Source organism: Niastella soli (assembly GCF_017742245.1).
Classification (GTDB): domain Bacteria; phylum Bacteroidota; class Bacteroidia; order Chitinophagales; family Chitinophagaceae; genus Niastella; species Niastella soli.
In genome coordinates this window covers 2,329,680-2,355,627 of sequence record NZ_JAGHKO010000001.1, presented here as the reverse complement: position 1 = coordinate 2,355,627, position 25,948 = coordinate 2,329,680, and the positions used below count along the sequence as shown (strand labels likewise).

General features: G+C 44.6%; 18 protein-coding genes. 4 read left to right on the top strand and 14 right to left on the bottom strand.

Annotated features, from left to right (window positions below; all coding sequences use genetic code 11):
- Positions 1-18 precede the first annotated feature (18 nt).
- Positions 19-645: an HAD family hydrolase gene (locus J7I42_RS09825; protein WP_209138599.1), complete on the bottom strand. Its 627-nt coding sequence runs from the start codon at positions 643-645 to the stop codon at positions 19-21.
- Between the two features lie 116 nt (positions 646-761).
- Between J7I42_RS09825 and J7I42_RS09820 the strand changes: the two genes are divergently transcribed.
- Complete coding sequence (locus J7I42_RS09820) at positions 762-1,421, top strand: hypothetical protein (protein WP_209138598.1); 660 nt, start codon at positions 762-764, stop codon at positions 1,419-1,421.
- Between the two features lie 23 nt (positions 1,422-1,444).
- Here J7I42_RS09820 and J7I42_RS09815 read toward each other — a convergent pair whose 3' ends face one another.
- Positions 1,445-2,524 carry a mechanosensitive ion channel family protein gene (locus J7I42_RS09815; RefSeq protein ID WP_209138597.1) on the bottom strand — a complete coding sequence of 360 codons (1,080 nt, stop codon included), beginning with the start codon at positions 2,522-2,524 and terminating at the stop codon, positions 1,445-1,447.
- A 145-nt stretch (positions 2,525-2,669) separates the two neighbouring features.
- Between J7I42_RS09815 and J7I42_RS09810 the strand changes: the two genes are divergently transcribed.
- A complete protein-coding gene (locus J7I42_RS09810; protein WP_209138596.1) occupies positions 2,670-4,337 on the top strand; it encodes a coiled-coil domain-containing protein in 1,668 nt (555 codons plus the stop codon).
- Between the two features lie 74 nt (positions 4,338-4,411).
- On the opposite strand, the gene J7I42_RS09805 is transcribed toward J7I42_RS09810, so the two are convergent.
- The 4 genes from J7I42_RS09805 to J7I42_RS09790 form a co-directional block, all read right to left on the bottom strand.
- Positions 4,412-5,845 carry a TolC family protein gene (locus tag J7I42_RS09805; protein WP_209138595.1) on the bottom strand — a complete coding sequence of 478 codons (1,434 nt, stop codon included), beginning with the start codon at positions 5,843-5,845 and terminating at the stop codon, positions 4,412-4,414.
- Entirely contained in the window at positions 5,832-9,005 is a 3,174-nt protein-coding gene (locus tag J7I42_RS09800) for an efflux RND transporter permease subunit (RefSeq protein ID WP_209138594.1), read from the bottom strand. The genes J7I42_RS09805 and J7I42_RS09800 overlap by 14 nt, the downstream gene beginning before the upstream one ends.
- 25 nt (positions 9,006-9,030) lie before the next feature.
- Positions 9,031-10,113: an efflux RND transporter periplasmic adaptor subunit gene (locus tag J7I42_RS09795; protein ID WP_209138593.1), complete on the bottom strand. Its 1,083-nt coding sequence runs from the start codon at positions 10,111-10,113 to the stop codon at positions 9,031-9,033.
- A 167-nt stretch (positions 10,114-10,280) separates the two neighbouring features.
- Complete coding sequence (locus tag J7I42_RS09790) at positions 10,281-10,679, bottom strand: hypothetical protein (protein WP_209138592.1); 399 nt, start codon at positions 10,677-10,679, stop codon at positions 10,281-10,283.
- 242 nt (positions 10,680-10,921) lie between these two features.
- Between J7I42_RS09790 and J7I42_RS09785 the strand changes: the two genes are divergently transcribed.
- The gene (locus tag J7I42_RS09785) at positions 10,922-11,383 is read left to right on the top strand and encodes a lipocalin-like domain-containing protein (protein ID WP_209138591.1); all 462 of its coding nucleotides are present in this window, start codon (positions 10,922-10,924) and stop codon (positions 11,381-11,383) included.
- Between the two features lie 77 nt (positions 11,384-11,460).
- Here the strand turns inward: J7I42_RS09785 and J7I42_RS09780 are convergent, their stop codons facing one another.
- Both J7I42_RS09780 and J7I42_RS09775 read right to left on the bottom strand, forming a co-directional pair.
- Entirely contained in the window at positions 11,461-13,935 is a 2,475-nt protein-coding gene (locus J7I42_RS09780) for a glycoside hydrolase family 95 protein (protein WP_209138590.1), read from the bottom strand.
- 5 nt (positions 13,936-13,940) lie between these two features.
- On the bottom strand, positions 13,941-14,645 hold the full coding sequence (locus tag J7I42_RS09775; protein ID WP_209138589.1) for a rhamnogalacturonan acetylesterase: 705 nt from the start codon (positions 14,643-14,645) through the stop codon (positions 13,941-13,943).
- A 229-nt stretch (positions 14,646-14,874) separates the two neighbouring features.
- On the opposite strand from J7I42_RS09775, the gene J7I42_RS09770 reads away from it, so the two are divergent.
- The gene (locus J7I42_RS09770; RefSeq protein WP_209138588.1) at positions 14,875-16,326 is read left to right on the top strand and encodes a DUF1254 domain-containing protein; all 1,452 of its coding nucleotides are present in this window, start codon (positions 14,875-14,877) and stop codon (positions 16,324-16,326) included.
- A gap of 47 nt (positions 16,327-16,373) precedes the next feature.
- Here the strand turns inward: J7I42_RS09770 and J7I42_RS09765 are convergent, their stop codons facing one another.
- From J7I42_RS09765 to J7I42_RS09740, 6 genes are all read right to left on the bottom strand, one after another.
- A complete protein-coding gene (locus J7I42_RS09765; RefSeq protein WP_209138587.1) occupies positions 16,374-17,807 on the bottom strand; it encodes a TolC family protein in 1,434 nt (477 codons plus the stop codon).
- Between the two features lie 174 nt (positions 17,808-17,981).
- On the bottom strand, positions 17,982-21,155 hold the full coding sequence (locus J7I42_RS09760) for an efflux RND transporter permease subunit (RefSeq protein WP_209138586.1): 3,174 nt from the start codon (positions 21,153-21,155) through the stop codon (positions 17,982-17,984).
- Positions 21,156-21,215: 60 nt separating this feature from the next.
- Positions 21,216-22,331, bottom strand: a complete 1,116-nt coding sequence (locus tag J7I42_RS09755; protein ID WP_209138585.1) for an efflux RND transporter periplasmic adaptor subunit — start codon at positions 22,329-22,331, stop codon at positions 21,216-21,218.
- A 128-nt stretch (positions 22,332-22,459) separates the two neighbouring features.
- Positions 22,460-22,837 carry a hypothetical protein gene (locus J7I42_RS09750; RefSeq protein WP_209138584.1) on the bottom strand — a complete coding sequence of 126 codons (378 nt, stop codon included), beginning with the start codon at positions 22,835-22,837 and terminating at the stop codon, positions 22,460-22,462.
- Positions 22,838-23,248: 411 nt separating this feature from the next.
- Entirely contained in the window at positions 23,249-24,529 is a 1,281-nt protein-coding gene (locus J7I42_RS09745) for an alginate lyase family protein (RefSeq protein WP_209138583.1), read from the bottom strand.
- A 32-nt stretch (positions 24,530-24,561) separates the two neighbouring features.
- Positions 24,562-25,896, bottom strand: coding sequence for a LamG-like jellyroll fold domain-containing protein (locus tag J7I42_RS09740; RefSeq protein ID WP_209138582.1), 1,335 nt, complete (start codon positions 25,894-25,896; stop codon positions 24,562-24,564).
- Positions 25,897-25,948: the final 52 nt, after the last annotated feature.

The following is a 25,948-nucleotide window of genomic DNA, read 5'->3' as shown; positions in this document are numbered from 1 at the left end:
TCGCCAAAACGTGCAATTTTAGAAACGCAGCATGTCAACCAACTGCTGGTAGTTAGCTATCTTTATTAAGTGAGGCTTGGGTTCATATCGTTCATACTTGTCATACCACACCGCATCTATGCCCAATTCCTGCGCTGCTTTTATTTCAGAATTTAAGTCGTCGCCAATTACCAATACAACTTCTTTTGCATACTGATGCCGTAGTATAATATCTTCAAACACATCTTTCTTGGTTTTGTTGGAGGTGGAAGGATCAACAATATGTATTTCTTTGAAGTCATTCTGCAATCCCATTCTATCTACCTTGCTTTGTTGCATGTTCAGGAAACCGGTGGTCACCAGAAATTTATCAATAGTTAATTGCTTCACCAGGGCATAATCTTCAAACGGCTCTATAGGCGCATTGTATACCAGCTGTTTCAATAACTTAATGCTTTTAGTTGCCAACTCCTCATCAAACTGATAGTCATTTGCAATTTGCTGAAAAGGCCTGCGCATCACTTCATCCCTGATGTTGTTCATGTGCTGCTGTTGCGTACCGTCCTGTTCAATCAATTCAAACAAGGGTGCAAACAGGGCATTGCCAATGCTGTATACAGAAAAAATGGTGTTGTCCAGGTCGAAAATGATGGCTTTCTTCTTCATGGCAGCAATATTTATAATTCCTTTACAACTTTTTACAATAATTTGATGATTTCTTCCTCGCAGCAGTCTTCCTCTTCCTGCAAATTTATGTAACTTGTGGCCATACCCAGGTTCCTATGCTACAATATGCTACTTATTCAAGGTTCTATTCGCCTGATGACGCACAGTTCCTGATTTCGCTGTTACAAAAGCACCATATTCCTTATGCGCTTGAGCATGAGGTAAACCAGCTCGACAAAGTATATCTGGGCGCAGTGGTTGATGCCATGTTTACCTTGCAAATCCCTAAAGAAAAATTCAATCACGTAAATCATCTGCTCGCCGATCAGGCTAAACAGGATTTGGCGCAACCAGGATTTGAACACCTGATGCAATCATATTCTGTCAGCGAATTGCAGGAGATCATTCATCACCCCGATGGCTGGAACGCTTACGACCTGCAAGTGGCTACTGAGATATTATCTGAAAGATTACAGGCCCCTGTAACCCTTCCTTCTATTCATTCGGATAATTTTAAACCCGTGCGGCTGGAATTGATCTGGATCCTGCTGGGTTATATTGTCAGCCTGTTGGGAGCATCTTATTTCTTTTACCTGGCTATTGCCGGTTTTCTTAGCGGGCTTGTTGTTAACCAGGCAAAAAAAACCTTAAAGGATGGCAGTACCGTAAAAATGTACGACCAATGGAGCCGCATGCATGGCCGCATTATCATGATACTGGCTTCGGTTTGCATGGCCATTAACTTAATTCTGTTACTACATTTAATTTCCAGATAGGGGAATTGTTTCTACAGCTATATTTAACTGGTTTTCACCTCAGCATTTGCGGCAAACGGCCCGCTGTTAAACAACAACGTTTGGGTGGGTAGGGCGAAATGAATGTTCTCTTTTTTAAATGCACTCAGGATGGCCAGGTAAATAGCCTGCTGCCTGTCCATATACAAATTATACTCGGCGCTTAAAATATAATACACCACTTCAAAGGTTAAACTGAATTGCCCGAACGCTGAAAAATGAGCGCGATCGAACCGGGTGGTCTCCTGCGCCTGAATTATTTCTTTTATCATCCCAGGGATCTTAGCCACTTTTTCTGGCGACGTATTATATACGATATTAAAATTGAACACCACTCGCCGCGTTTCCATTCTTTTGTAATTATGTATGCGGGCATTCACCAGGTTGGTATTGGAACAAATCAATTGCTCCCCGCTTAACGTTCTGATGCGTGTGCTCTTCACCCCTATATATTCTACAGCACCCATTTTATCATCTACAATAATGAAGTCGCCTACTTCAAAGGGCTTGTCGAAAAAGATCACAAAATAGTTGAACAGATCGCCCAGGATAGCTTGCGAGGCCAGGGCAATGGCTACGCCACCAATACCCAGCCCGGTTACTACAGAAGTAATATTATAACCGAGGTTGTTTACAAGGAATACCAACGCAAGGATCCATAATACAATATTTATGATAAGAATAATTCCCCGCGCCTGCCGCTTTTTTTCAACGTCTCCGGCATCATTGCCCAGTGCATGGTTGATCAAATAGTTGAGGGCCGAAGTGATGGTCTTAATGATAATAAACGTTACCACTACCATTACGGCAATGTGCAACAGTCTGTTCACTTTCGCACTTACTGTAAGGTAAGAAATGCCTGCATACAAGGTGCCCAGGTATAACGCGGGTACCAATGCGCCTTCGGTGAGGTGCACAATAAAATCATCTAGCGTAGTACGCGTTCTGGCAGAAAAAGTTTTAAACCGTTTTAACAGTACAACCCGACCTATGCGGATCACGGCCCAGGAAACCACAATAACCCCAATGGCAATAAACCAGTTTAAAAGTGTGTTGCCCAATATGATCCTATCCCACCACGGCATATTATTATTTTGGCTCAACAACAAAAATTCCATGCCAATCGCGTACCTGCAACATTACCTTACTGTAAAATGGGTTTTTTCACGGTTGTATGGCAGGGGACACATATAGTAGTTTTGGCCCATTCAAATACCCCAAAACAACTGTATGAAAAATCTTCTATTATTATTTATTATTTCACACCTGTTTTCCAATTTGAAAGCGCAACAGGTAGCCAAAGACTCCTCAAAGATTGATTCTACAATTCAGGCAATTCAGGCAAAAACGCAGGAATTGGAAGTTAAGAACAAATTGCTCCTTGAGGCTAATCGACAATTAGATGCCGCAACAAATGAAGTCAAAGAGATAAATGACAAGATCCAGCAGTTAAAAGACAAAAGTAATAAAACTGAAGTCGAAAATGCCGCGCTGGAGAACGAGTATAAAAGGAAACGAATGGCAATTGACAAACAAAAAGTAAAAGAAATAAATCTTGTTACTGCCATTAAAGCAAAAGACAGTACTGCAAACAGCCTGGATAGTATTATACTAAATAAGAATGCGGAAATTTTAGCAAAGGACGCTAATATCAATGCTCAAAATAAAACAATTGATTCTTTAAAGACCGTTAAGAATAATGAAAATGATCTGATCATGGAAAGACAGGCACTTATTTCAAAACAGCTCGATTCATTAGAGGTTGTTGCGACTATGTCAATGCGTAGTATGGCAAAAATCTACAATAAAGGACAACTTAAAGACAGCGCCAGGATCAGGGAAGTTAATATGACCGTTAAAGAAGGGGTTATTCTGGAAATAATTGTAAAAACAGAGAAAGGCACTTTCCGAAATAAGAACAATATTATTGACCTGGTACATATCGGTGATGAGTTTGTAGACGAGAACAAAGACGAAAATAGAAGAGGCATCCTACACCAGGAAAATCAAAAATATGATCCGCAAGCCAACCTCAAATATATCTTTCTGGACGATGTAATAGATTACAACGTTATCAGATCATATAATGATGTTGTATATGGTGATTTTGACATAACCCTACTCCCAACTAAAACAGATAGCGTTTATTTGTTAAGAGAATCCACCTCATTAAATACTTATTTCAATGTGGCTGTTTTCACTGATATTAAAGGATTGAGCGGCGATGCCAACGGTCTGGCGCAATTTACCGCAGATGCCAAATTCATAACACGTACAAAAAGTGTGAGAGGCACGGCACTTGTTCCATTTCATTATATATCCTTTCAGGGTGGATTATCAAAATTTGATAATGACTTTAAAGGCACCGCTTTATATAACAATGATAGTGTAAGCAGGAAGGAATTGTTACAACGGGCTACCTACTCCCTGGGCTTAAAAGTTAATTTGATACGGGGATTTTCTTCACCTAAACCCAACCATCTCTTCAGCAGTATACAATTAAATGCCGGATATAATTTTATGGGTTCAAAAGTATATGACACGGTGCAAAAGGGGGTCCAGGTAATTGATACCGTTTTAAGGAATGTATCGCAAAATCAAATTTATATTGAACCGCTTGTCACCATCGAACGTCACCGCAACTTTGCCATCACCCTTTCTTTGCCTGTATCATTTGTATCAGTAAAACACAGTTCTTTCATCAGCAATCGCGAATGGGAACCCTGGATACGGCCAAGTATTAATTTAATGTATTTTGGCAAAAGACAACCAAATAATAAGATCTTCTTCCGCTATAACCACCATATTAATTTAAAACATCCTACAGAAGCTTTTACCCAAATGCAATTGGGTATTTCTTCCAACCTCACCGAAGTTTGGGACAGGAATAAAAAATAACAATAGCCAAAACAAAGGCCCCGATGTTGCTGTCGGGGCCTTTTTGTATTTCTATTTCTGTAACTATTCTTTCATTAATTCCAACCACCACCTAGCGCCTGATAAATATTCACCATGGCCTTCATTTGCTGCATCCTGGTTTCTACCAGTTCAAACTTCGATTCAAGGGCATCTCGTTGTGTCATCAACACTTCCATGTAATCGGCCCGCGCATTTCTGAACAGGTCATTCGAGATATCGATCGACTGGGTAAGGGCAGCTACCTGTTGTGTTTTAAGGTCATAACTTTTTGCCAGGTTACCGATCTTTGCTACCTGGTTGGCCACTTCAGCAAACGCGTTTACGATTGTACGTTCATAATTGTAAACGGCCTGTATCTGCCGGGCATTTGCATTTATGTATTCTGCTTTTATCGCATTCCGGTTTACCAATGGTGCCACCAGTTCACCGGCCAGTGAATACAACAATGACTCAGGCGTCCTGAACAAATAGGTAGGGCTAAATGCATTCCAACCTATTCCCGCTGAGATCCCAACCGATGGATAGAACTTTGCTTTGGCCACCTGGATGTCCAGTTTGGCGGCAGACAATTCCAGCTCGGCCTGTTTTATATCGGGCCGGTTGCTCAACAGCTGTGAAGGGATACCGGTTTGTATAGTAACAGGTAACGCTGCATTTAAAGAATTATCATCCCTGGTAATGGGCTGTGGGAAACGGCCCAGCAGGAAGTTGATGCGGTTCTCGGTTTCAGTGATCTGCTGTTGTATGCTGTATTGAAGGCTTTTGGTGTTGAACACTTCTGCCTCAAATTTACGCACCGCCAGCTCTGTAACCCGGGCCGCTTCCTTTTGTTGTTTTACTACGTCCAGCGCGTTGGATTGTATGGTAATGTTACTGTCTACGATCTTCAACTGATTATCCAGCGCCAGCAATTCATAATAAGAATTGGCTACCTCTGCGATCAGCGAGGTGATCACAAAGTTCCGGCCTTCTATGGATGACAGGTACCTTGCAACGGCTGCTTTTTTTGCATTGTGCAGTTTGTGCCAGATGTCTGCTTCCCAGGTAGCATAAGCGCCTATTAAAAAGTCGGGGAGCGGATCAGGCATTTCCTTACCAGGTTTTATTTCGGTAGTAGCATCTCCAGCGCCCTGGCTGGTATACCGGCCTACCTTTTCAACACCCGCACCTGCACGAACACCCACAAAGGGGAGGTACTCCCCTTTTCTGGCGGTTATTTCGTTTTTAGTGATGGCTATTTCCTGTAAGGTAATATTCAATTCCTGGTTGTTCTTCAACGCAGTGTCGATGAGCGCTGCCAGGTTAGGATCGGTGAAATAACTTTTCCATTTCACCGTGCCTGTATTAACGGTGTCAGTTGAGTTGTTAAAACTCGCAGGCACTGATTTGTTTTCTGTTTTAGTTGTAACAGCGGGCATTTTACAGGCGGTATACGCCAGGCAAATACACCCCAGTCCAACTAATTTATAGAGGTTACTTTTCAACATGATGATCGATTTCTTCTGTTAATGGATTTTCGTCTTCCCCTTTAATGAGCTTGCGACCGGCGGCCATTTTGGCAAACAGATAATACAACCCGGGTATCACTATTACACCCCCGATCGTACCGATCAACATACCACCCAATGCAGATGAACCGATGGTACGGTTACCGATGGCGCCCGGACCGGTAGCAATTACCAGCGGTATCAACCCGGCAATAAAGGCGAGCGAGGTCATTACGATAGGACGAAAACGCGTTCTGGCCCCTTCCATCGCTGCACGGAATATGGTCATGCCTGCCCGGTGTTTCTGCGCAGCAAACTCTACGATCAACACTGCATTCTTACCCAACAAACCTACCAGCATGATCAAACCTACCTGGGCGTAAATGTCGTTGGCCAATCCAGCAAACTTGATCAGCAGGAATGAACCAAACACCCCCGCAGGCAGCGACAGGATCACCGACAGCGGCAGCAAAAAGCTTTCATACTGGGCTGCCAGGATCAAATACACGAACAATAATACAATGCCGAAAATGATCACCGCTTCATTACCACGGGCAGATTCGTCTTTTGACAAACCTTCCCAGTCGATACCATAACCACGGGGCAAAGTTTTATCAGCCACTTCCTGAATGATCTTGATGGCCTCACCACTACTAATACCTGCTGCAGGTTCCCCGCGTATAGCTGAGGAGTTGTACATGTTGTACCGGGTGATCTCATTCAAGCCATGCGATTTTTTGATGGACATGAATGCTGAATAAGGCACCATTTCATCGCGATTGTTCTTTACATATAATTTCAACAGATCGTCGGGCAATGCGCGATACTCAGGTGATGCCTGTACATACACTTTCAGGAAGTTCCCGAACCGGATGAAACCTAACTCATAGGTACTACCGATCAGGATCGACAGGTTGTCCATGGCTTTTCCGATGGAAACGCCTTTTTGCATAGCAGCCTTGTTATCGATCTGCAATTCATATTGCGGATAGTTGGCACTGAAGAAGGTGAATAAACCGGTGAGCTCTTTGCGTTTTCCGAGCGCAGCCATAAAATCATCGTTCACCTTTTCCATGTCAGTATAGTTGTCACTATTGGTTTTATCGAGCAAACGCAAGGCAAAACCGCCCGCAGCACCATAACCGGGTACGGCTGGTGGCCCGAAGAACTCGATGGTAGCACCAGGTATTTCGTGACATTTTTCTTCCAGCTCTTTAATGATCTGCGTTACATTATGTTTACGTTCGGCCCAGTCTTTCAAACTGACGATACAGGTACCGGCATTGGAACCACGTCCTTCTGTCAATACTTCATAACCCGCTAGCGCTGATACAGATTGAACGCCTTCTACATGTTCAGCAATTTCCTGTACGCGTTTTGCCAGGTCGTTCGTTCTTTCAAGAGTTGAACCGGGCGGCGTTTGAATGATGGCATAGATCATACCCTGGTCTTCACTGGGAATGAAACCGGTAGGCAGCGTTCTACCTATACCGAAAATGCCAAAACAAAGCGCCCCCAATAACACAAAAGTTACCAATCGCCGGCTCACGATCCTTTCCATAAAATTGCTGTAGCGGCCGGTCAGTTTTTCAAACCCACGGTTGAAAACGCCAATGAACCAATTGATTGGGGTTTTTCTTTTTGGTTTACCATGCGTATTCTTTAACAACATGGCGCACAATACGGGGGTTAATGTTAACGCTACCACACCCGAGAGCACGATGGCCGTTGCCATGGTAATGGCAAACTGCCGGTAGAAGATCCCTACGGGACCCGACATAAAGGCCACCGGAATGAACACCGCCGCCATTACAAACGTGATGGCGATGATGGCCCCGCTGATCTCATGCAACACCTGTTTGGTAGCATTGTAAGGCGACATATGCGTCTCTTCCATTTTGGCGTGCACTGCTTCAATTACCACAATGGCGTTGTCCACCACAATACCAATTGCCAATACCAGCGCGAACAAGGTGATCAGGTTGATGTTCAACCCAAACAACTGCATAAAGAAGAATGAACCGATCAACGATACGGGTACCGCCAAGGTGGGGATCAACGTAGAACGCCAGTCGCCCAGGAAGATGAACACCACAATGGCCACCAGCACGAAGGCTTCGCCGAGGGTATGCAACACTTTTTCAATAGAAGCGTCGAGGAAGTTCGATACGTCATAATCGATCTCATAATCCATTCCCGGCGGGAAGGATTCTTTCTTCAGTTCTGTCAGCTTTTCTTTTATCGCCTTGATCACATCCTGGGCATTACTACCATATGTTTGTTTCAAAACCACGGCCGCAGAGGGGTGGCCATTGAGGTTTGAATAGATATCATAGAACTCACTTCCCAATTCCACATCGGCGATATCCTTCAGATAAAGGATCTCACCGTCTGGGTTGGCGCGAATGATCACATTCTTATACTGATCGGGCTGGTTATACCGTCCCTGATAGGTCAACACATATTCCAATGCTTCGGAACGTTTACCATCACTTCGGCCCAACCTACCGGGCGAACCGATGATACTTTGTTCACCCAGCGCTTCCATCACTTCATCGGTTGACACGTTATACGCGCGCATACGATCGGGTTTCAACCAGATACGCATAGCGTACTGACGACTACCAAGGATCTGCGCACTACCGATACCTTTTACCCGGCTTAGCTCACGCAGGATATTTACGTTGGTAAAGTTGTAAAGGAAGTTTTCATCAGCGTGTTTGTCGGTACTGAATACGTTCACATACATCAACATGTTTGGTTGCAGAATGTTAACGATAATACCTTCCCGTTGTACCAGTACAGGTAAACGGTTTGTTACCTGTTCAATGCGGTTTTTTACGTTTACTACCGCCGCATTGGGGTCGGTCCCCAGATCAAACACCACCTGTACGTTGGCCTCACCGGCACTGGTGGCATCTGATGTCATGTACTTCATACCTGGCACCCCGTTGATGGCTTTTTCCATGGGGATGAGTACTGATTTTACCAACACATCGGCACTGGCGCCCGGATACGCCACACTTACAATTACCCGTGGTGGCGCAATGGAAGGGAACTGCGAGGTTGGAAGGGTATTGATGGCCAGTATCCCCATAAAGACGATAACCAGGGATAGCACGATCGCAAAGACCGGCCGCTTCAAGAATATATTAAACATGTTCTTTCTTTTTTGGGTACTTACATTATTCCGATTCCAACTTTAACTGCGACATTACCTTGGCTGGCTCCTCAAAGTCAAAGGTTATCTTATTACCATCCTGTACTTTACGGATACCTTCCAGCAAGATCTTGTCGCCTTCAGTTACCCCATCCTGGATAATATATAAGTCAGGAATTTCGGCAGCAATGGTGATGGGAGTTAATTTCACCACATTGTCTTTATTCACGATGTACACATATTTTTTATCCATGATCTCCAGTGTGGCTTTCTGCGGAATAATGATGGCATTTTTCACTTGTTCTTTCATGAGAATGCTGCCCGTTTCACCATGGCGCAACAGACCTTCCTGGTTAGGGAAAGTGGCCCTGAAAGCGATGTTACCGGTTTCGTTGTTGAACTCGGCTTCAATGGTTTCTACCACACCGGAGTGTTTGAACACCTCTTTATTAGCCATTTGCAGGCTCACTTTCATTTTTTCATTTCCCCTAACTGAAGTCTTATAGTTCAGGTACTCGGGTTCTGACACGTTGAAGTAAACCCACATCTGATTATTGTCTGACAGGCTGGTCAGCAACTCGCCTTCTTCTACCAGGCTTCCCTGTTTTAAATGCAACTGGTCAATGATGCCATCGAAGGGCGCCCTGATCTCGGTAAACTGAAGGTGCACTTTGGCCAGCGCCAATTCTGCTTTTGCCTTTTTAGCTTTTGCATTGGCGAGTGCCAGTTCATTTGGGGATACGATCTTCCTGTCGGCCAGCGACTGGGTGTTCGCTACTTCGATATCTGCCGCCTGTGCTTCCGCATCGGCTTTCTCCAGCTCGGCCTGGTAAATGTTTGGCATGATCTTGAACAACAGCTGGCCTGCTTTTACATGCTGGCCTTCGTCAACAAAAATGCGCTCCAGGTAACCTTTTTCCTGAGCTTTCAGCTCAATGTTACGTATGGACTTGATCTGGCATACGTACTCTTTGGTCACTGTAGTGTCCATTTTAATTGGACTGGTCACCAATAATTTGGTGGGTTCTTCTTTGGTTTCTTCCTTTTGTTTGCAGCTTGTATAGCACACAATGGCACACAAGCCCAGCAGCGTGAGCGTTCTTTTCATAATTTATATGGGGGGTCTTATTCAGAATTGCCTGAAATTCGTTTGTTAGAACGGCGCATAACACACCTGATCTCTATAGCCGAATGCTATACAGGCAAGCAATACAATAAAATGTTCGAACGATTGGAAAGGGAATGGGCAGTCTTATGACTGCAGGGAAAGTAAAATCAAATCCTGATCACCCGATGGATGATAAACATGAAGGAAGAGGTAAGCGAAAAATGATCGCAAAAAGGCAGACTACTTTTATGAAGCATGTGTAGGTAGTCCGATGCCTCGGAATATAAAAAAGAAATGCAAATGGTAGCTAAATTCTTTTTGGAAGCTTTTAGATCATCATCGTCGTCATCAACCTCTGTAGCCTTTAATTTTTCGTGGGAACCTTTTCTGTTTATAGGCGCATTGCTGCTTAGTAACCGGTCATTGTGTTCTGTGGAGTAATTACCCGGTTGGGAGAGCTCAAAAGTATTTCCTGGAAAGAAACCTATACGAGGGTGAGTCGTATGTGCATTTCCTGCCAGCAAGAGAATACATAATAACAGAATAAATTTGAGCAACCCTTTCATGATCTTGGCTACAAATAATAATTAGATGGTCAGTTTGATGGCAAGGCTCGTAAAATTAACGGTAAAATGATAACCAGCAAACAAATCATTGCAAGTTTTAATCACTTACGCGCTGCAATAACATTTCATTAATGGCAAGACAAACAGAAGACTTCTAAGATAAGAAAAATAATTCCTGGTTTTAATAGTTTTCTAATGTTATTTTAATAACTCATGCTATTTTTAATAAAATAACCATCTCCATGAAATCGATTGCCGTAATTAGTACAATTATTATTTTGCTGTTTTCTGCATCCTGCACAACGAAACAAGACCCCTTAGCTATTACCGGCACCTGGCGTTTATTAACCGGAACTTTAATTGAGAAGGGCGATACCACAGTTACTGATTACACCACCAACAAACAATTTATCAAGATCATCAATGACTCTCACTTTGCCTTTATGAGCCATGATCTAAATAAAGGTAAAGACTCTGCAACGGCGTCATTCTCCGCAGGCGGCGGTAAATACTCTTTAAAGGATAGTACTTATACCGAACACCTGGAATACTGCAACGCCCGGGATTGGGAGAATAATGACTTTTCATTTACCGTTAGCATTCACAATGATACCCTGATTCAACAGGGGGTAGAAAAAATAGAAGGCACAAACATTAACCGCCTTAACATTGAAAAATATGTCCGCCTACGCCAGGGCAAATAAAAAAGCCCTGTATTATTGTACAGGGCCTGGTTAACGATTTGTTAAGCAGCGTTTCGACTCCACTCAACATCTTTTAATTATTTCACCAACTCATAGGTAGTGCCGGCGGTTGTATTCAAATCATACAATTGACCGGCATTTACTTTTATACCTTTTAAACTTGCTTTTTCTGAGATAAGAGGCTTTTTTGTTTCTGCAAGCGTATAAAATGGATTGGTATTGTCACCATTGGCGGGCTTTAAAACACCGCTGCCCTTAAGTTGTAAAGGACTGGCCAGTCTTAGCCGGCAGTTACCGCCCAGTTTTGACTGTATTTTCAACCAGGTGATGGTCCCATTTTTCCAGCTCATGTCAATAACAAAACCACCCCGGGCGATCAGCCCTTTTACTGTTCCCTGCTGCCATTGGTCAGGAATGGCAGGTAATAAATAAATACTGCCATCGTGCGATTGTACCAGCATTTCAGCGATACCCGATGTGCAACCGAAATTACCATCTATCTGAAACGGCGGGTGTGCATCAAAGAGGTTGGGATAAGTACCTCCATTCTGTCCCGATGTTTCCATAGGCGCGGGGGTAAGCTGGTCGGCAATTAATTTATATGCCCGATTGCCATCGAGCAGACGCGCCCATAAATTCACTTTCCAGCCCATTGACCAACCGGTTGATTTATCGCCACGGTAGACCAGCGAATTGCGGGCTGCTTCAAATATTTCGGGTGTATTAAAGGGAGAGATCTGGTTACTGGGGAACAATCCATATAAGTGCGACACATGGCGGTGCCGGTCATTTTGCTTATCCATGTCCTGCAACCACTCCTGCAACTGGCTGTACTGACCAACCTGCATGGGTGGTAGCCGTTTGATCATCATTTGCAGGGTATCATTGAATGCTTTATCCAAACCCAGGATGGTGGCTGTACGGCTGGCATTCAACAATACATCATACACCAGCTGGTTATCCATGGTTGTACCGGCGCTTATGCCTACCCCGCTCATATAAGTATTTTCAGGCGACATGGATGGCGCTACCACCAGCCAGTTATGCGAGGGTTCTGTTTGCAGCACATCCACATAAAACAAAGCGGCGCCTTTTAATACCGGGTACATTTCTTTTAAAAAGGTTTTGTCGCCAGTGAACAGGTAATGCTGCCATAAATGTTGGCTTAACCAGGCGCCGCCCATAGGCCACATGCCATAAAAACCGCCATCAACGGGACCAGTTATCCTCCACAGATCGGTATTATGATGCACATTCCAACCCCGGGCATGATACATTTTGGTGGCACTCTCCTGCCCCGTTACCGATAACTCCTTCAACATATTAAAAAGCGCCTGGTGCATTTCCGGCAACGCCGTTGGTTCTGCCGGCCAGTAATTCATTTCGGTATTGATGTTGATAGTGTATTTGCTATCCCAGGGCGGACTGAGTTTATCATTCCATTTTCCCTGCAGGTTAGCAGGTTGACTACCGGGCCAGGAGCTGGTGATCAACAGGTACCTGCCAAATTGAAAATACAGGGGCACCAGCGCAGGATCGTTCCCATTACCAAATTCTGCAATGCGCACATTGGTTGGCTTTTTTATAGCATCGGTAGTTCCCAGGTCAAGGCTCACCCGGTCGAAATACTTTTTGTAAGCGGTCATGTGTGCCGCTTTAATGGCATCATAACTTTTACCAGCCACTGCTTTTAATGCCTGCGTGGCTTTGGCTGATTCATTACCGCTTATATCTTTATAGTTAATGAAATTAGTGCCAATGGCAATAAAGAGGGTAAGGGTATTAGCCTTATTGATAACAACACCTGTATCAGTAAACGAAACCTGCCCACCTTCCGCATTGGGGACTACCTGTACCTGGTAACGCAGTCTGCCGGTTTTATTATCCACAGTAGAGGTAACGCCAGAGAACATCAATTTCCCTTCCTTTGTTTGAGTAGTAACCTCTTTAAAAGGGCTTTGCATACCCAGGCTGCAGTTTATGCTGGCCGGTTTGCTGGCGGTAAAGCGTACCATAATTACATTATCAGTAACTGCGGCTATAAATTCGCGTTTGTAGGTAACGCCATTGGCCTGGTAGGTAACACTGGCGACCGCTTTACTGATGTCCAGGTCGCGCTGGTAATTGGTTACAGTCTGCTGGTCATTAAACCGGACCATTAAACTACCAGCGGTCTGGTATTTCATTCCATAATTGCCATCGGCCGGCGCATTGCGGGGAAAAGTTTTGTTCGACAGGTCCTGTGCTTCCTTGCTCCTGCCTTCAAACAACAGTTTTCTTATTTGCTGTATGGAGTCGTACACATTCGGGATAATATTATTACCGGGCTCACCCGACCAAATAGTTTCTTCGTTTAGCTGTATTTGTTCGGCACCCGGCTCGCCAAATACCATAGCCGCCAAATGGCCATTGCCAATGGGCAGGGCCTCATTCCAGTTGGTAGCAGGTTTATCGTACCATAATCTTAACGGGTTGTTGGCTGGTTGTTGGGCGAAAAGTGAAAAACAGCAGATCTGTAGTAATAATAAAAGGGCCGTTCTGTTGGCATGCATCGTTCTTATTTTTTATTCGTTGAGTTATTCAATTGTGTCATGGCTTCATATACCAAACCGGCCACTGCAGTAGCACCTTCCGGTTGAAAATGGGTATTGTCCTTTGTCCTTCCGGATAGGAACAACGCATGCTTTTCATCAGCCACTGTTTTAACCGCCTCAGGATATTCGCCATGTACATTGCTCAGTTTTCCGTCTTTCCAGGGATAGTTGCGGGCCACAGGCGTTAATAAAACAGGGATGGCGCCTTTCTCTCTTGTTTGATCAACAAACAAACGTAAGTATTCCTTGTAACCGGGAATATTTACATACCGTTCCGGTTTATCAACGGCGCCATCGTTGTGGCCGAACTGCATCCTCACTAGGTCGTCTTTCTGCAGCGATTGGTATACGGCTGCCCAGCGCCCCTCTTCAAAAAAAGTACGGGTGCTTCTGCCGCCTTTAGCCCGGTCATCGACCAGCGCGCTGTCGCCCTTAATGATGAAATTAAGTTTTTTAAGGTTGCCTGCTTTTAAAAAGGGTTGAAATACCTGTCCCCAACCTGTAACCGGATATCTTTTTGTTTCGAAATCTTTTTCAAGGCTATAATCCGCTACGGTGGAGTCGCCGATGAGGTATACCTTAACTATTCTCTTTTTGTAAGCAAAAGACAACAGTAACACCACGCTGCTCAATGCCATTAATAGCAATAATGCCCTTTTATCTTTCATATGTAAGCTGTTATTTACAATTGTAATGCAGGGTCAACCCTATTTGGAAGTGGCAAAAAACGGGTTCAAATATTGATACAAATAGTTCGATTTTTGCCATCCCTGCTCAAACTATATTGATTATCAAACAGTATTAATTTTTTTCGAAAAAACAGACTCCTCCTTGGCGATTCCTTTTATCAATAGTGTCCTCTTATATAATGTACCGCACAAAACAAATTATTCATATATGGGACAAACTACTCGCCGTTCTACCAGCAAAAAGCTTATTAAGGAAGAGGATACCTCAACGCTTGTTCTGGATTATGCCAACTATCAGTTTAAAGGAGGCTATCCAACCGAAGCCACCATTCAACGTGCCTACGATGAATCAGACCTGTACAGGGCAGTACAAGCCTATAAATTCTTTTATCCTACCGTTTCCGGCGCAGCCATTTTTATTGGTAATAAAAAGATAGGTATTGAGCTTAATAAAACATTTGGCATATTGGACAGCAAACCTAAACACGTTGGGTTTACTTTAAATTCTGATACCCCCTATGGACCGATTGAAATTAACCTTACAAACGGCCCAATGGTTATTGATATTCCCGCAGGGCCATTGATCGTAGTGGCCCTCGATATTAACCAGCGGTGGGTAGCCGATATGGGTATTCCCGGACCAGATGGCGATAAGGGCGGTAAATTCCTGTTGCTGCCACCCGGGTATGCAGAAGAAATTCCCGCAGGGTATCATATTATTCGTAATACCACCAACCAAATATTGGTCGGAGTGCGTTCAGTTCCCGTTGGAGGAGATGTGCCAGCCGCCATGGAACGTATTAAAACAGTAAAGGTTTATCCCCTGCACAAAACCTCCAACTGGGAAGAACCCACTTTCCCGGACCTTACTCCACAACCACAGGACACCACACCCCTTGCCTGGGAAAACAATATTGAATTTTGGAAGGTGTTGCATGACGTGATCGATAAAGAACCGGTAGTAGAAAGTTACCGCAATTATTACGGTGATCTGGCTGTGCTGGGTATTGCCAAAGGCAGGCCGTTTGAACCTGACGAACATATGAAAGCCATCCTTGTAAAAGCCGCGAAGATCGCCAATGCGCAAATGCGGGTACAAGCATTTGCCGACCGCCGCCCTGACCGCATCGTATGGCCCGATCGAAAATGGGAATGGGTTGGATTGCGATTTGAGGATGGCGACTTTAATACCACCAATTATGTTGACCTGGATGCCCGGGAAAAATGGTTCTATCAGGCCATCGGCGCCTCCCCTGCCATGTTCCATCGCGGCGCTGGTTCCGGTTCGTTATACTGGTTAGGTGTACGCGATAACAAGGGCAATTGGCTCATGGGTGATAACACCTACAAACTTACTGTGCCCACACCAGTGCCAGGTAAACTCTTTTGGTCGGTAACCGTATACGACAACCAAACCCGCAGCCAGGTCATTACAGATCAGGGTAAAGCCGCCTTACGTTCCCTGTTTGAGCTGAAAGGAAAAGATACCGGAAATTCCCTAGATCTCTATTTCGGCCCCACTGCGCCTACTGGCAAAGAAGGAGAATGGATCCAAACAATTCCCGGTAAAGGCTGGTTTGCCTATATCAGAGTATATGGTCCTGAAAAAGATGTATTCGATGGTAGCTGGAAACCCGGTGATTTTGAAATGATAAAATAGTCTTTCTCCATCATTTTATACCTGGAAGAAAAAGGGGTTGGCAGTGATCACTGCCAACCGCCCCCCAGGGAACGATATAATTGCACCAGGGAGATATAAATGTTCTTTTTTTGTTCACTCAACTGCAGTTCTGCTTCCAGTACATTCTTTTGCGCCATTATCACTTCCAGGTAATTGGCATAACCAGAGATATACAGTTCCCGGGCGCTCACCACCGCCTGGTGTAACTCCTGCACTTCTTCCGTTTTGAGCGCATAGGCGCTTTTGGAATTTTCCACTGCATTCAACTGGGTCACCACCTCACCATAGGCATTCAACAATTTTTGCTGGTAGTTATATACAGCTTCTTTGTTGGCTGCATTGGCCATCACGAACTGCGCCCGTAACCGACGTTGCTGAAATAACGGGGCTGTAAGGCCGCCCCCAACACCGTAAGCAACACTTCCCGCATTAAATAATAAAGCAGGGGTAAATGCATTGAGGGCTATATACGGACTAAGTGTTAATGAGGGCAGAAAGGCAGCCCGGGCAGCCAGTACATTTTCGCTGGTTGTTTGCATGTCGTATTCGGCCTGCTGTACATCGGGTCGGGCCGACAATAAACTGGCAGGTAAACCGGCTTCGATGGTAACCGCTACCGATTCAGGCAACACCGTATCGCGGATGATAGGGCCGGGGTATCGGCCGGCAACAGCATTCAATTCATTTTCTATCTGGATACGTTCCTGCACAATACGGTATTCAATGCCGCGGGTATTTAATAACTGTGCTTTGAATTGTTGAACAGCCAGTTCATTGGCGCGTCCGCCTGTTTTTTGTGCCTGCACTGTTTCCAGGGCCTGCCGTTGTAATTCAATATTCTTTCTTACAATTTTCAGTTCTGTATCCAGCCCCAATAAATTATAATAGCCTTGCGCCAGTGTAGCCACCAGCGAGGTAATGATCAGCTGCCTGCCTTTTTCTGTTGCCAGCCATTCGGCCTGAGCGGCCTTTTTTTGATGACGCAGTTTCCCCCACAGGTCAATTTCCCAGGTACTACTTAAACCCAACCATAGATCGGTTGTAGGGCTCACGGGTATTTGTTGATCTTTGCTGATGTTGGGCGACAGGTTGGTATCAAAGTTCCCCACCCCATTCATAGTGTAATCGCCATAGCGATCGGCAGCCGCGCTTACCACACCATTTACTGTTGGTAAAAAAGCGCCTTTTCTTTCCGCCAAACGTGCATGAGCCATGGCTATCCGCTGCAGCGCAATGTTGAGATCGGTATTGTCTTTTAATGCCCCTTCAATAAAATTATACAGATGGGTATCGGTGAAAATATTTTTGAATACCAGTTGTAAAGAATCGGTTTTTCCTGGTTTTTCACCATACTGCGCAGGTAATGGTTTAACCGGCGGTTTCGCCGCCGGCTCCATTACCTTACAACCCGTGACTAAAGCAACTAAAACAAGAAGTATATAAGAATGTATTTGTTTCATTGGTTATTACAAGTTTAAAGTGCTCCGGTAGACCTGTAAGGTCTGCCTTTTGAGTCTGCCGGAGCAGCGTGTACGACAGACCTGACAGGTCTTGTTCCTCTCTATTTCAACCAGACCTGTCAGGTCCGCATCATTCATCTGATTGTTCAAAACCCGATGGCGGACCTTACAGGTCTACTCATCATTCACCATATGTTCAGTAAGTGGTTCATCATCGGGTTGCAGTTCATTCTTCTTCCTTCTTTTCTTACGGCGAAGCATAAACAACCCGAATAAACCCGGGATCAAAAACACGCCAAACAAGGTACCAGCGAGCATACCACCGGCAGCGGCATTTCCTATAGAACGATTCCCCATCGCTCCTGCCCCACTGGCTATACACAAGGGGATCAACCCGGCAATAAAGGCAAAGGAGGTCATTAATATGGGGCGTAACCTTGATACCGCGCCCTCTTTGGCCGCAGCCACCACAGATGCACCTGCCCTTCGCCGTTGTACGGCCACTTCAACAATAAGGATGGCATTTTTCGCCAGCAAACCTATTAACATGATCAGGGCTACCTGTGCGTAGATATTATTTTCCAATCCCATAGCCAGCAATAAGGCAAAGGCTCCCGCCACACCTGCCGGCAACGACAGGATCACCGCCAGGGGCAGTAAAAAGCTTTCATACTGCGCTGCCAGCAGCAGGTACACAAATACCAGACAAACTATAAAAATATAAATGGCCTGGTTACCCGAAATGATCTGTTCACGCGTCATTCCGCTCCATTCATAGCTATACCCCTTTGGCAATACACTATCCGCCACTTTCTGAATGGCATTGATGGCCTCACCGCTGGAGAAACCGATGGCCGCATCACCATTGATCATAGCGGCGGTATACATATTATAGCGGGTGATCTGTTCGGGACCAAACACCTTTTCCATTCGAATGAAATTCGAATACGGTACCATTTCGCCTTTATCGTTCTTGACATATAACTTCAATACATCTTCGGGATTGGCGCGGTACCGGGGCAATGCCTGCAACATTACCTTGTACATTTGTTCAAACCGAATGAAGTTGGTAGCATAATAACTACCCAACAGGGTTTGCAACGTATTCATGGCATTTTCCACACTCACCCCCTGTTTGGCCGCCATCTCCTGGTCAACGTGGATCAGGTATTGCGGAAAATTGGGATCGAAGCTGGTATTAGCGCCTGAAATGGCATCCTGTTGTTTTAAAGTGGTAAGAAACTTATCAGACACGTCCGCCATTTCCTGCAGGCTGGAATTTCGGTTCCGGTTCAACAACCTGAATTCAAAACCACCGGCATTACCAAAACCCGGAACCGTGGGCGGTTCAAAAAATTCTATTACAGCATCAGAAATATGGCTGGTCCTGCTTTTTAATTCCTGAATGGTCTCCTGTACAGTTTCTTTTCTTTCATCCCAGCCTTTCAGGTTTATCATGGCCATACCATAGGAAGCGCCGGTAACGTCGCTCATCAAACTATAACCTGCCAGGGTACTTATATTATCTATACTTTTTTCCTTACCTATTGCCTTCTGCACCAGGTCTAACACTTCTTCGGTGCGTTCTACGGTTGAACCGGGCGGCGTGGTTACATTCACATATACCATACTCTGGTCTTCGGCGGGTATAAACCCGGATGGCAGCCATTGTGCGATGCCCCAGGTGGCTACACAAAATGCAACCAGCATCCCTACGGTGACCAACTTCCTTTTCACCATCTTTTGCACCATTTTACCATAGGTATGTTCGGTTTTATTATAAACCCGGTTGAATGAATTAAAGAACCGTTGCAACAGACCTTTTTTACGTTTATGCGCAGGGGTATGTTTAAGCATTAAGGCACACAATGCCGGTGTAAGCGTAAGCGCATTGATACCGGAGATAACGATGGACATGGCCAGCGTTAAAGAGAACTGCCGGTAGAAAACACCCACGGGCCCTGATAAAAATGCCACTGGCACAAACACGGCCGACATAACCGCTGTGATGGCCACAATAGCGCCGCCGATCTCTTTCATGGCGGCAATGGTTGCCTCTGTAGGGGGTAAATGTTCCTGATGCATTTTTACATGCACCGCTTCCACCACCACAATCGCGTTGTCAACTACGATCCCAATGGCCAGCACCAGGGCAAACAGGGTGAGCATGTTGATGGAAAAACCCAGCAATTGCATAAATGCCAACGTACCGATCAGGGCTACGGGCACCGCCAATGCAGGGATCAGGGTAGAACGGAAATCCTGTAAAAAGATGAACACCACGATGAATACCAGCACAAACGCCTCCAACAGGGTGCGCAATACTTCATGTATACTGGCATCCAAAAAACGAGATACATCATAGGCATAGTTATACGTCATGCCCGGTGGGAACGTAGTGTTTTTCAATTCCTCCATTTTAGCCTTGAGGTTTTGTATCACCTCCCGTGCATTGGAACCCGGCCTTTGTTTGATCATGATGGAAGCTGAAGGACGGCCATCGGTCTTTGACACCATATCATAGCTCACCGTGCCAAACTCCACATCGGAAATATCTTTTAACCGCAACAATGAACCATCTTCATTTGCGCGTAGGATCACATTCCTGTATTCTTCAGGGGTATTGAATTTACCGGTGTATTTCAGAATGTATTGTTTGGCCTGTTTGTCCCTACCGGAGTTGTCGCCCGTTGAACCAGGCGCCGCCTCAATGTTCTGCCGGCGCAAAGCGGTGATGATCTCGTCTGTTGAAATATTATAGGCGAGTAATTTATCAGGCTTTAGCCACACGCGCATGGAGTAATCGCGTGTTCCCATAATATCGACAAGGCCAACGCCATTGATCCTTTTTAATTCATGCAATATATTGATGTCGGTAAAATTATAAATGAACTCTTCATCAGCGGTAGAATCGTTGCTCATAACGTTCAAATACAGGAGCATGGAGTTCACTTCTTTTTCGGCAGTAACACCGGCCTTTACGACTTCTTCCGGCAACTCATCGAGTACGGTGGTTACGCGGTTCTGCACATTCACAGCGGCCTGATCGGGATCGGTTCCTACTTCAAAAAATACCTGTATGAGAGTTACGCCGTTGTTGCTACTTACTGAGCTCATATAGGTCATGCCAGGCACGCCATTGATGGCCCTTTCCAACGGGACCGATACTGCTTTTGTACAAACATCGGCATTGGCGCCATTATAAGTTGCGGTGACCACCACGGAAGGCGGTACAATATCCGGGAACTGGGTAACTGGCAAAGAGAACAAGGCAAGTACGCCCAATAGTACTATAACAATTGAAATAACCAGCGACAACACAGGCCGCCGGATAAAAGTCTCAAACATGATGCTCGTTTTCTGCTTTGGAAATGTTGTTGAATCAGAATGTGGTGATCATGGCTACAATTATTGTATAGCCAGTATGCTGTCGGCAGCGATCATCCTGGGCTTTACAGTACTTCCTTCTTTGATGTTCTGTACGCCTTCATAAATAATACGATCACCAGCAGCCAATCCTGTTTTCACTAATACGAAATCATCGATACGCGATTCCGGTACAAAACTTTTCATTCGCACCTTATAATCGGCGCCCAATACAAAAACAAAATTCCTATCCTGTATTTCCAGCACAGATCTTTGTGGCACCATCAACGCGTTGGAGATATTCGAAGTAAGCAGGATATTTCCACTGGCGCCATGTTTGAGCAGCTTTGAAGGATTGGGAAAAACTGCGCGAAAGGCAATGGAGCCGGTCTCTGTATCAAACTCGCCTTCCATGGTCTCAATTTTTCCCGGATACTTATAAATGGAGCCATCTGCCAGCTCCAATATAGCAGGGGAATGATGAGCTCTTTCTTTTTTACCCTTTACATAATTCAGGTATTCTTTTTCAGATACTTTAAAGTACACATGCATGGCATGAATATCCGATACACTGGTCAGCAGGCTGCCTTCAGTTATAAGGCTTCCCCGTTTTTGCAGAATGCGATCGATGATACCATCGAAGGGTGCTCTTACAGTTGTATAGGAAAGATTGATCCTGGCTTTTTCCTGCTTAGCCAGTGCTTCATCTACTTTTGCTTTTGCAGCAGCCAGTTTGGCATTGGCCAATTCCAGGTCGCTGGGCGTAACTATTTTTTTATCAACCAGTGATTTTACCCGGCCTACTTCCACTTCGGCTCCGTTTACTTCGGCCTGCGCACTGGTGAGCGACGCTTTTGCTTCAGACACCTGTACTTTGAACTCTGCATCGTTGAGGGTGAACATCAGTTGTCCTTTATGTACAAACTGACCTTCATCTACCATTATATTCTCGAGGAACCCCGATGCTTTGGCCCGCAATTCCACATGCTGAAAGGCATTGATACTTGCCACATATGACCGATGCAGGATGGTATCCCTGCTTTGTAATTCAAAAACGGGTAGTTCAATATCTTTTACTTTCTTTTCGGTATTACCTTTTACACCACAACCTGTTAACCAGATGATGCACAAAATATTTATAGCTGCAAAAGCTTTCATGCTTACACATTAATTTAAATAAAGTATATGAAGGGACTGGGCACACAGTGCCAGGGCTGGTTCAATAGGAAGGAGTCAGTTCCATGAAGCCAGATAATTCAAACAGAAGAAATGGATGTGGTTACTGTTCAGAATGGTGTAAGCCGGAAAAGAAAGATATAATAGAATGGGCGTAGATGGGCCGTGTTTATTCCATAGGTCATTTTAATTGACCGGTAAGAACAGATTGAACTAACGAGTTGGTTGGTTTCGTTAGGGCTAAGCTGTATAAAAGATACGGCCCTAAACCTTGATTTGATCTTCGATTGCCTTTTTGCTGGCAGGTTACAGCGAATCACCGCCTGTTCGGTAGGTTCTGCTGTAAGGTCGTCCGCTATTGCCCCGGTATCATATATTATATAATCGCCGGAAAGCAAATGCAAGTGCACCTGCTTTCCGGGGTTGCCCATTGAGAGGAACCCCAGCAGTATAAAAGCAATAAAGGAAACCCAATACTTGTAATTCACAATCAGGATTTTTACCAGATAAACTGCCTGCTAAAATCTATATAGCTTAAAAACAGCTTAAAACAAATAGTTCCACCTTAAGGATTGAAAATGGACTGTATCGGTTGCAACCGGTTTAAAATATTATTTGATGGGGGTATATTTTTAGTTGTGACAATTACAATTCTAATGTGTTCCTAATGATCCGCCTTCGCCAAAGGCTTCGGCGGATAAAACAAAAAGCCCCCGAGGTTGCACTTCGGGGGCTTTTATTGTTGCTGTCCGTGTCTCCTGACTTACAACGGGCAGCTTTAGAATGTACCGGATCGGAACCAGGATATTGGATTTCGGATACTGGATCTCGGATATTGGATTCCGGATACTGGATTTTAGATATTGGATTTTCGCCTTTTCCTTTCTGAAATATCTTAACTAAGGTCTTGTATATAGTAAGGTGCCGAATCCCAGCTGATCAAAGCCACCGCTATTGGGGCCGTAATCACCACCACCGCCTTCGGGATAACATGAATTAACTCCTCTCTCGGTGTAAGGGGCTCGCAATCCTTTACGTTTTACATAATGGTTGTAGATCATAGCATAGAATGGGCGAACCGTACCTCTTTCATCATCACTAATTACAGATTGGACAATAGTTGTATCACAATCAGGGTAGTTGTATGTCTTAAAAGGTACTTCTTCATTAGCCACATTATACTTAGCTGTATATTCTGCAGCTTTGAGCACCGCATTGTCATTAAATCCATAAAAGTCATCGCCCTGGTTCCAGGCCATTTCACATATAGTTCCTAACATAGCCATTACCAGTGTAGCGTGTCCCTGATCACGGCCGCTTTCCTGTAATTGCGCCAGTCCTTCGTCTTTATGGACATAATAAATGGCTTTGCGAAGATTTCCGTTTCCTGCGCCACGTTGCAAATAATTCACGGCTTCATTATACATTGAGCGGTTATCGGTCAATATTCCAATTGCCATTACAGAGGCGATATTACCCAGGTCCCAGTTAGCCCAGTAGTGATCGATACAGGCATCGTTGTGGTTGGTGAGGAATGAATGGTTCTTTTGATAAAAAACCGTCAACATCCATTGTTTATAGGCCTGGAAATCTTCCGGCTTCCAGCCATTATAATCGCGCATTAATTCACCAGCCAAAGCAAACTGGTAACCGTAGAAACCGGCTGCCAGAAACACGTTGGGGTCGCCGCTTAATTGCTTACAGGTAGCCGCCCAGGCATTCAGGATCTGAATGGCTTTATTAGCATAACCTGTTTTACCGTCAATTTTCCAGCGTATCGCTAACTGATAGGCAGCGGCTGCATCATTGAATGCCTTTGAATAATTATCTGGTTTTGGTTCTTCCCGGCTATTACCACCCCTGATCAATGTGTCAACCGGACCGTTGAGGCCGTAGGTTGAATCAGCATGCTTGTTGGCGATCAGTTTATTGTATCCGGCTAAAATGGTTACATCCTTTGCTGCAATAGCCAACTTTATACGGTCAAAATCTCCGGTCACATTTAATCCGCCGTGAAATAACGGGCTACCCGGAGGTAAGGTATCAATGTATTTAACAGCACCAGCTATATTAGTGGTGTCGTATAGTTCGTCGTACTCTTCACCGCCTTTTTTTGAGCAATTCACTATCGATACACTCAGCAACAGGGCGATAACAGCTAAAAAAGCGAGTCTTTTCATAGTATAATTGAGCTTTTGAAAATTAATATTACTTACGGCTTGTTCTTATAGAAATCCGCAAATACCTGATCCGGGGATAATGCCTGGTTGAAAATTTCGAATTCGTCAATTAATCCCCCATATGCTGGTTCATTGGCAACGCCATTGGTGGGTGCGCCGATATACACTTTGTTATGATTGAACAGTGTTGGGTCTGCCGCATTGGCCAGCACCACCCTGCCAATCTCTGATCCGTCTAAATAAACTATTAAAAGATGGTTAGCGGTTGAGATGGTCATGGCTACATGGTGCCATTCAAATCTCTTGAGCGCTGTATTACATGTTGCATCGAAAGGGGTATTACTTGGGAATGAGTCTATTTTCTCAAAGATCAGGCGGCCAACCATGTTAGGTCCTTTGTTTGCCTGCATTCTGGTCATTAATGCCATGCGAAGACCTCTGGCTTGTCCAAAGTCAAAAACAGGCTCTTGATACCAGGCGGAATCAGGATAATCCAGCGAGCCCCAGTTTACCCATGCAGTAACAGAAACCTCTTTGTACTTACTTACCTGTGGTTGACAGGCGATGAATTGATTATTGCTTGCTTTTCTATTACCCGTTCCAGACAAGCTAACCGCCAGTCCATTTTTACCGGCAACATAACGAATAGGTTTAGCTGTGCCATCTCCTGTTACATAGGTATAGGTTGCAGCAGCTCCGCCCATTTTGTCGGTCAGGTTGTTTTCAAATGAAAGCCAGTAAACAGGGTTTGGCAAAGTAGCAACAGCTCTGAAGAGCGGTCCTGTTACGGGGTAATCATTTACATATACAACAATACTACCTGAGCTAAAGCCTTGTGGCAGGGTTACGTTCAGCAACGTATCTGTAATATCTGTAACGGTAGCGGGAGTACCGTTAAATGCTACTTTTACTTTTGTCAGATCTGAACCAAAACCGGTTCCTGTGATTTCCACTGTTTCACCTGGCAAACCGATATCCTTGTTAGCCGCTTTTACAATGGGAAACGGAACTACTCTAAAATCGCCTACAGAGTCAATGGTGTTTGTCCAAACCTGCAAACTTACTTTACCGGAAATGGCATCGTCAGGTACACGTACTACAATCTTGCCATCTTCACAGGATAAAACAGTATCAGCCTGAATACCATTAAAAAATACCTTGACAGCATTTTTATAGTCACCAAATTGCTCGCCGTTGATAACTACTTCGGCAAAACCAGCATAACCACTATCTGGAAATAATCCTTTTGGTTCTGCGGTGGGGTAAGTATACGTTTTAATATTGGGGCCTTTCTGGCAACCAGCATACACAGCTGCCAAAACGAGTATGGCCGATAGGAATTGAATATTTTTTAATGCGAACTTCATATAGTATGGATTTAAACAGATTCTCAATTGGTAAGTATAATTGACAATAGAC

Bases quoted from the DNA above. Each gene is read 5' to 3' on its own strand.
- J7I42_RS09770 (WP_209138588.1), top strand. From the start codon at position 14,875: ATGGGACAAACTACTCGCCGTTCTACCAGCAAAAAGCTTATTAAGGAA.
- J7I42_RS09815 (WP_209138597.1), bottom strand. From the start codon at position 2,524: ATGCCGTGGTGGGATAGGATCATATTGGGCAACACACTTTTAAACTGG.
- J7I42_RS09755 (WP_209138585.1), bottom strand. From the start codon at position 22,331: ATGAAAGCTTTTGCAGCTATAAATATTTTGTGCATCATCTGGTTAACA.
- J7I42_RS09810 (WP_209138596.1), top strand. From the start codon at position 2,670: ATGAAAAATCTTCTATTATTATTTATTATTTCACACCTGTTTTCCAAT.
- J7I42_RS09775 (WP_209138589.1), bottom strand. From the start codon at position 14,645: ATGAAAGATAAAAGGGCATTATTGCTATTAATGGCATTGAGCAGCGTG.
- J7I42_RS09785 (WP_209138591.1), top strand. From the start codon at position 10,922: ATGAAATCGATTGCCGTAATTAGTACAATTATTATTTTGCTGTTTTCT.
- J7I42_RS09825 (WP_209138599.1), bottom strand. From the start codon at position 645: ATGAAGAAGAAAGCCATCATTTTCGACCTGGACAACACCATTTTTTCT.
- J7I42_RS09800 (WP_209138594.1), bottom strand. From the start codon at position 9,005: ATGTTTAATATATTCTTGAAGCGGCCGGTCTTTGCGATCGTGCTATCC.
- J7I42_RS09795 (WP_209138593.1), bottom strand. From the start codon at position 10,113: ATGAAAAGAACGCTCACGCTGCTGGGCTTGTGTGCCATTGTGTGCTAT.
- J7I42_RS09760 (WP_209138586.1), bottom strand. From the start codon at position 21,155: ATGTTTGAGACTTTTATCCGGCGGCCTGTGTTGTCGCTGGTTATTTCA.
- J7I42_RS09820 (WP_209138598.1), top strand. From the start codon at position 762: ATGCTACAATATGCTACTTATTCAAGGTTCTATTCGCCTGATGACGCA.
- J7I42_RS09790 (WP_209138592.1), bottom strand. From the start codon at position 10,679: ATGAAAGGGTTGCTCAAATTTATTCTGTTATTATGTATTCTCTTGCTG.
- J7I42_RS09740 (WP_209138582.1), bottom strand. From the start codon at position 25,896: ATGAAGTTCGCATTAAAAAATATTCAATTCCTATCGGCCATACTCGTT.
- J7I42_RS09745 (WP_209138583.1), bottom strand. From the start codon at position 24,529: ATGAAAAGACTCGCTTTTTTAGCTGTTATCGCCCTGTTGCTGAGTGTA.
- J7I42_RS09780 (WP_209138590.1), bottom strand. From the start codon at position 13,935: ATGCATGCCAACAGAACGGCCCTTTTATTATTACTACAGATCTGCTGT.
- J7I42_RS09805 (WP_209138595.1), bottom strand. From the start codon at position 5,845: ATGTTGAAAAGTAACCTCTATAAATTAGTTGGACTGGGGTGTATTTGC.
- J7I42_RS09765 (WP_209138587.1), bottom strand. From the start codon at position 17,807: ATGAAACAAATACATTCTTATATACTTCTTGTTTTAGTTGCTTTAGTC.